Below are 6,421 nucleotides of genomic sequence, written 5' to 3'. Positions count from 1 at the left end.
AATAGCAAAAACAAAAAAAATTTTAATAAAACCATAAATAAAAAAACAAGTAGGTTAAAAAAACTAGTTCAAACAGAAAAATCAATTAAAAAAAATAACAAAAAAATCAAATCAAGAAGGAGGTTTTTCAATAATGAAAATAAAAAAATAAACAATAAAACAAACACGGTTTAACCAACCACAAAGAAGACAATGAATTAAACAAAATAAACCATCAAGGAGATAACGAATTAATGAAAACAAATGAAACAAATACCAATCTAAAAAAAACAGATTGGTTCGTAAGAATCAGAGATATCTTAATTATTTTCTTCATCTTATTATCATTTTTTACTCAATTTTGTGAGAAAAGAATTCCGTTTGCCAATTATGAACCAAAAACATTTCCAGAATTAACATCACATGAAGTGAAAAATGCCAAACCAAAAGAAGTTAAAAACGAAAAAACAAATTCATCACAAGAACAAAAAACTAACGCTGAAAATCATAAAAAAAATAAATAAAAAAAACATTTTAAGGAGGAATTTATTAAATGAGTGATGCGATGACCGAAATTTTCCGTGGTACCTATTTCAAAGACCGTAGTAATCTTAAAACAACCATTTATCCCCAGAAAAAAACTAGAAAAAATAAAAAACAAACCAAGGAGTAATAAAAAAATATGCATTTTCAAACCAAAAATAAAATTTTGACTATTTTTACCATTATCATTTGTGCTTTTTTGACCATTGGAGGGATTAGGGCTCTTCGTAATTATTTTTCCCAACAAAAGAAAGAAACAATTAAATTAATGAATGAAAATGATGCGCCAATTTTTGAAGTAAAAAGAATAGACGGTAATAATGAAGATAAAATCTTAATCCCAATTCCCATGCCAAATTTAAATCCGAGTAAATATATTCATACTATTACCATTAATCATCAAGCGATTTTGAAAAAAATGGGTTTGACATCAACGTTCCTTTATTTCTTAAAATAACTACTAACTATGACACTGAAAATACTTTCGCTCATCCTGAGCAATACTTCAATTTAGAGATTAAAAATAATGGAATCAACTATGATGATACCAAACGTTTACCCATGGTTTTAAATAATAAAGACGGTCATCTTGACATTCAAATTAAATTAGAACAAAAACAATTTATTAATCACAAAGATCCTTGTTTAAATTTAATCATTGACTATGAATTAGTAGATCAAGATGGCAATACTTGGAGTGGCGACAGTCAAACAATTGAAAATAAAATTATTCAAACTGCTTAATCTTAAAAGAAACCAGACTAAGTTAATTATAACTTAGTCTTTTTTTGGTTTCAGAAAGGAGGATCAGATGAGTAAACCAAAAACAACTTCTATATCGAAATTAATAACCATTTTCCTTTGCTTTTTCACTTGTTTTTTAGGAATTTATGTTTGGATTAATCAACAAGCTTTAATGGAAACCGAACAACAAATCGCGCAATCTGAACAAGAAATCCAAAACTTAAAAACCAACGGGGTCAAAACAACTGAACCCCCAATCCCATCTTTATCAAATAATCAATCTCTTCCCAACCTCCCTCATCCTCAGCCTCCCGAAACTTTTTTTCAACCTGCTGACTCCCAAAAATTTATCGGTTTTGATAAATTAATTGGGTTTAAAGAAGAATTAAAAGTGGCCCAAGGCTTTATCGATTATTTAAAAAAACCTGAAAATTACCAAGGGATTGGGGAAGTAGAATCACCATTTGGGATTTTAATGTATGGTTGTCCAGGAACAGGAAAAACCACTTTCGCGCGAGCGATCGCCAAAGAAACTAATTTACCTTTCTTTGAAATAAATAGTTCGTTCTTTTCCCAAAAATATAAAGGAGTTGCTCCCCAAATGGTTAAAGATTTATTTACGATAGCCCGATTAGTAGCAGAAGAGTGTAATGGAGTGATCATCTTTTTAGATGAATGTGAAACTATTTTTACTGATTTAAAGCTGTTAGAAGCAGGGTCAGAAATCGCGAATGTTGTGAACCAATTTAAAATAGAAATGACTTCCCTGGAAAATAACCCACAAAAACCGATTTTTATCATGGGTGTCACTAATCAATACCATTTGATCGATGAAGCGATTAAATCTCGTTTTACCTACAATATCGAAATTAAACCAGGCAACAAAGCAGAACGTCAACAAATGTTAGAATTCTTAATTAAGAAAAGAAAAAATCCCTACGGCGAAGAAGCTAAACAATATTTATATGAAGTCATCAATGAAGCTTTAGAACATTTACCTGATCATCAACAATTCTTAAAAGCGAATCGGACTTTAGAAAACTTGTTAAAAACCACAGTTAGTATTTTTGCTCAAACCCATGGGGCAGGTGAAACCCCAAGAAATGAAATCGATAAAAGTGATTTAAAACAAGCTTATCAAATAGTGATTTCACCTGATCTTAGTTTGTTAGATCAAATTGAAAACCAATTAATATCGAAAGGAGGTGAGAAATAATGTTATCACCAATAGACGTTTTAAAAGGTTTTATTAATTTAAAATCTTATTTTACTTGGGTTATGATGGCGATGGTGGTTTGGAGTGGGTTTAGTTTCTTTAAAAAACGTTCTGCATCACCTTCGTGGTCAAAACATCTTACTACTTTTTTCATTATTTTAGGAATATTTAGTTTAATTTACTTCTGTTGCTTTCGTCATAAAGAACCCTCCTCTAAATATTATGGTCAATTAATTGGAAAAATTGACCAAGCCATTGACAAATATGGTGATACAATTAATAACTACAATGGTTTAAAACAAGATTGGGAAAAAGAATTAGAAAAATGTGAAACAGAACTAAAAGACCTTTCTGAACAAAAAGACCTTACCCAAGAAGCTAAAGAAAAAATTAAAGAAGCTTTAGAAAAAAACGAAGCTAAAATTAAAGAAATAAAAGAAAATTTAGATCAAAATGACAAAAACATCACTATTTTAAAAGGAAAATTAGTCCAATTAGAACAAGAGAAAGAAGCTAAAGAAAAAGAAATCAAAGACAAAGAAAGACAAAAAGAGTTAGCTTCTCCCGATGATAAAATTAGATTACAAGCGGAAATTAAAAAACTCCAAGATGAAATTTTAGAAATAGTTGGTGAAATCGGTAAAATCAAAGTTCAAATCAAAAATTTAGAAACAGACCAAAAATACTACCAAGATATGTTAATTCGGGCTGACAATTACAAAAGAATATTAGAAGACAGACTAAAAGATTTAACTGATGGAGAAAAAAGTTTATACAAAGAAATTCAATCTGCCGAAGACCGCCGTGCCGAAATCCAAAAAGAAATTGAGGAAGTGAATGAAAAAATAAAATTAATCGGTATCGAAAAAGAACAATTACGTATTTTACGTGTGGGTGCGGAAGCCGCTAAAACTGCTTTAGATGATTGGGATAAAAAACATCAATTTAGTTTTGGTAATTTACGTGACGCTCTTTTTCAAGGAGCAGAATTATATATGGACACTTTTGGAGGCCGAGGTATGTTGAAAGCAGTAGGTGGTGGAGTTACCAAAAAAGTGGCAGGAACTGTTGCCCAAGTAGGTTTGGCCGTTCATGAAACTCACCGCATAATTCATTTAGCCCAAGAACTCTTTTGTCATCCTGATTGGTACATTAAAAATGATGTCTCAAGAAACTTATGATTCTATTTGTACTCGTATTGACCGTGATTTAACGAAACTCGAAGCGGATGACAAAGATTATCAACAGAAAATAGCTGATTATAAAATCCGTCAAACCAAAAATAATTTAACACAAGAATTAAGGCAATCTAGATCAAGAGTTCAAGAAATAGAACGAAAAGAAGAATCAGTCATTAATGAATATCAAACCATCGTCAAAGAATTAGAAAAAGAAAGAGATAAAGTTTCCGACATTGACAAATTATATGAATACAAAGCCAAATTAGAAGAAATATTAGAAAACAAAAGAGAAAATGTGGATATTATAAAAGAACAATTAAAACAAAAAATCCGTGTTATGCACAGGTTCAACAACGTCTCCAAGCAAAACGAATTGGCAAAATCCCAGAAATGGTTAGAATTCTAAATAAATGATTATTTTAATTAATAATTTTATTAATAAAATTGTATATAATAATGATAATTATTTTATTTAATTATCACTATTATTAAGAAAGGTTATTCTAACAATGAATAAATCAAATTTTTTCCAAAAAAATGGGGTTTTTATTTTCTTTCTTATTATTTTAGGACTTGTTTGTTGTTATTTTTGGTTCCAAAATCAAAAAGAAAAAAACCTAGCGTCTTCACCAGAATCATTATCTTCTGAAGTGACCCCCGCTTCTCCTAGGGAGAAACGTTCTCTGAAAGAACCACCAATCCCTAAAATTAGAACAACTGCGGCGCGTTTAGAAAAGATTAAAAAATATCTCTTCACGGAAAACGCTAATCTTTCTTTATTACCAACTGATTTATCAGAACGAGAACAAGAAGCAATCAATAAACTTAAAAAGAGTTGGGGATTTAGTTTAGGTTATTTAAATAAAGAAAAAAGTGTCATTAACGAATACCAAAATAAATGCGATGAATACCAATCACAATTAAATTCTCTTCAACTTCAAATAGAATCTTTAAAGCCGCAACAACAAAAACTAGAAAAACAACGCAACGAAAAACGCCAAGAAGTTAATAGATTAAAAATTGATAGAAAAGCTAACAAAGATAAAATCGATAAAATCCAAGCTGAAATTTCGAAAATAGTTGGTGAAATCGGCAAAATAAAAGTTCAAATTGGTAAATTAGAAAATGAACAAGAATACTACCAAGAACTGTTATCTAGTGCGAAAAATTACAAAAGAATATTAGAAGAACGATATGAACAAGTTGAAAAAGAATATAAAAATTCAATTATTTCTCAATTAAACAAACTCTACGAAATCACACCTCAGCTGAGGGATAAATAAAAAAGGAGTTATAAGTAAAAATGATGCAAGTAAAAAATACATTATTACATCTTTTATCATTCTTTTTTTTGATAAGTTTAGAATTGTTACTGATGATAAATAATAATCAAGTGATAGCGATGAATAACAATAATGACAATGTATCGGAAAATAATTCAGCAGTTGATAATAATGTGAATGAATATAGTGTTTTTAGAAATTTATTATTAACACAAAGCGAAAAGGCTCAACAAATGATTAATGCTCTTTTTAATCATGTTGCAGAGACAGAAATTAATATTTTATCGAATCAATTGGAAGAAATACACCAACAAATAATAAATTATCAACAAAAACAATTAAATGATCAAGAAAGAAGATTAAGAAATTTGGATAATAATATCGCAAGAATTCAGTTAGAAAGAGAATATTTTGTATTAACACAAGAGATGAGGTTAGCTATTGATAACACACCTCTTTACGCTTCGGAAGAACAAATCGACAACTTAAGAAATATTCAAACCAGAATAGATCAAAACCAAAGACAAATTAATCTTATTCTAAACCAAATCCAAAATGATCAAAATTAACAAAATAATAATACTAGAAGAAATTTATAAAGTAGTAATATTTTATTTTTTGAACAAATAAAAAGGAGTTATAAGTTAAAATGATGCGAGTTTTTTTATTTACCATTATTAAAAATAACAACTGGAATTGATTTAAATAAAACCCTAGAACAAAATTAATTTTTAGTCAAGTAAATACCCTTTCCTAAGGGTCTTTTTTATTTAACCATACTTATCAAATAACCAGACTCTTTTAAACAAGAGTCTTTTTGATTGCCATTAATAAATGAATATTTTTATTAACTAAACAAAAACAAGGAGTTTTTATAATATGAACAATTTAAAAAAAAATAATAAAAGAAATTATTTTTCTAATTATTGGTGTCATGATCGTTTTGCTCCCGCTTATTTTGCAAAAAAACATCTAGATAAAGAAATAGGCCAAAGTTTAAGAGAAATAGGCGAAAGTTGCGACCGCATAGGAAAAAAATTAGATGAAGCTGGAAAAAAAATAATAAGGGATTTGCTGAAATGTGGGAAAACATAGATAAATTAAATAAAATCCTTAATGAATCAGAAGATAAATTAGATGATAACCTTGCTGAATTAGTTAAAATCTGGAAACAATCAAAAGAAAAATTAGATGATAACCTCAATAAATCAGATGAAATAATCGATAAAACAGAGGCTAAAATCGCTGAACAAAAACAAGAATAAATCAATAATAACAAAATTAAGACCATGAAATATTCCAATAATAGGAGGTTGTCACATAATGTTTAAATTAATCAAAATTCCCATATTTTTTGTTTTAAACGAGTTAAAACTGTATCTATTAAAACATCATTATCTAAATCATCAATCTTTTCTAAATAAATAGAATTTTTTTTATTTTTAAGTAAACCGCAAATAAAATAACTAGTTAAA

10 protein-coding genes are annotated in these 6,421 nt (G+C 28.5%); all 10 read left to right on the top strand.

Features of this window, described 5'->3' with window-relative positions:
• Positions 1-233: 233 nt before the first annotated feature.
• The 10 genes from OC701_RS02115 (at position 234) to OC701_RS02075 (ending at position 6,211) form a co-directional block, all read left to right on the top strand.
• Positions 234-503 carry a hypothetical protein gene (locus OC701_RS02115; RefSeq protein WP_304514454.1) on the top strand — a complete coding sequence of 90 codons (270 nt, stop codon included), beginning with the start codon at positions 234-236 and terminating at the stop codon, positions 501-503.
• Positions 504-661: 158 nt separating this feature from the next.
• Complete coding sequence (locus OC701_RS02665) at positions 662-979, top strand: hypothetical protein (protein WP_320415507.1); 318 nt, start codon at positions 662-664, stop codon at positions 977-979.
• Between the two features lie 104 nt (positions 980-1,083).
• Positions 1,084-1,266: a hypothetical protein gene (locus OC701_RS02660; protein ID WP_320415506.1), complete on the top strand. Its 183-nt coding sequence runs from the start codon at positions 1,084-1,086 to the stop codon at positions 1,264-1,266.
• 67 nt (positions 1,267-1,333) lie between these two features.
• Positions 1,334-2,482 (top strand): AAA family ATPase, encoded by a 1,149-nt coding sequence (locus OC701_RS02105; RefSeq protein ID WP_304514453.1) that lies wholly within the window; start codon positions 1,334-1,336, stop codon positions 2,480-2,482.
• A complete protein-coding gene (locus OC701_RS02100; RefSeq protein WP_304514452.1) occupies positions 2,482-3,663 on the top strand; it encodes a coiled-coil domain-containing protein in 1,182 nt (393 codons plus the stop codon). The genes OC701_RS02105 and OC701_RS02100 overlap by 1 nt, the downstream gene beginning before the upstream one ends.
• Entirely contained in the window at positions 3,641-4,069 is a 429-nt protein-coding gene (locus tag OC701_RS02095; protein WP_304514451.1) for a hypothetical protein, read from the top strand. The genes OC701_RS02100 and OC701_RS02095 overlap by 23 nt, the downstream gene beginning before the upstream one ends.
• A gap of 103 nt (positions 4,070-4,172) precedes the next feature.
• Positions 4,173-4,946 (top strand): hypothetical protein, encoded by a 774-nt coding sequence (locus tag OC701_RS02090; RefSeq protein ID WP_304514450.1) that lies wholly within the window; start codon positions 4,173-4,175, stop codon positions 4,944-4,946.
• Between the two features lie 20 nt (positions 4,947-4,966).
• Positions 4,967-5,515, top strand: coding sequence for an SVM family protein (locus OC701_RS02085; protein WP_304514449.1), 549 nt, complete (start codon positions 4,967-4,969; stop codon positions 5,513-5,515).
• A 310-nt stretch (positions 5,516-5,825) separates the two neighbouring features.
• The gene (locus OC701_RS02080; protein WP_304514448.1) at positions 5,826-6,041 is read left to right on the top strand and encodes a hypothetical protein; all 216 of its coding nucleotides are present in this window, start codon (positions 5,826-5,828) and stop codon (positions 6,039-6,041) included.
• Entirely contained in the window at positions 6,026-6,211 is a 186-nt protein-coding gene (locus tag OC701_RS02075; protein WP_304514447.1) for a hypothetical protein, read from the top strand. Before OC701_RS02080 ends, OC701_RS02075 begins: the two co-directional genes overlap by 16 nt.
• Positions 6,212-6,421: the final 210 nt, after the last annotated feature.

The sequence above is a fragment of the Candidatus Phytoplasma bonamiae genome (genome assembly GCF_030586845.1).
In the GTDB taxonomy this organism is placed as follows: domain Bacteria; phylum Bacillota_I; class Bacilli_A; order Acholeplasmatales; family Acholeplasmataceae; genus Phytoplasma; species Phytoplasma bonamiae.
This window is presented reverse-complemented; position numbering and strand designations above follow the sequence as displayed.

Bases quoted from the DNA above. Each gene is read 5' to 3' on its own strand.
- OC701_RS02660 (WP_320415506.1), top strand. From the start codon at position 1,084: ATGGTTTTAAATAATAAAGACGGTCATCTTGACATTCAAATTAAATTA.
- OC701_RS02085 (WP_304514449.1), top strand. From the start codon at position 4,967: ATGATGCAAGTAAAAAATACATTATTACATCTTTTATCATTCTTTTTT.
- OC701_RS02115 (WP_304514454.1), top strand. From the start codon at position 234: ATGAAAACAAATGAAACAAATACCAATCTAAAAAAAACAGATTGGTTC.
- OC701_RS02665 (WP_320415507.1), top strand. From the start codon at position 662: ATGCATTTTCAAACCAAAAATAAAATTTTGACTATTTTTACCATTATC.
- OC701_RS02090 (WP_304514450.1), top strand. From the start codon at position 4,173: ATGAATAAATCAAATTTTTTCCAAAAAAATGGGGTTTTTATTTTCTTT.
- OC701_RS02080 (WP_304514448.1), top strand. From the start codon at position 5,826: ATGAACAATTTAAAAAAAAATAATAAAAGAAATTATTTTTCTAATTAT.
- OC701_RS02105 (WP_304514453.1), top strand. From the start codon at position 1,334: ATGAGTAAACCAAAAACAACTTCTATATCGAAATTAATAACCATTTTC.
- OC701_RS02100 (WP_304514452.1), top strand. From the start codon at position 2,482: ATGTTATCACCAATAGACGTTTTAAAAGGTTTTATTAATTTAAAATCT.
- OC701_RS02095 (WP_304514451.1), top strand. From the start codon at position 3,641: ATGATGTCTCAAGAAACTTATGATTCTATTTGTACTCGTATTGACCGT.
- OC701_RS02075 (WP_304514447.1), top strand. From the start codon at position 6,026: ATGTGGGAAAACATAGATAAATTAAATAAAATCCTTAATGAATCAGAA.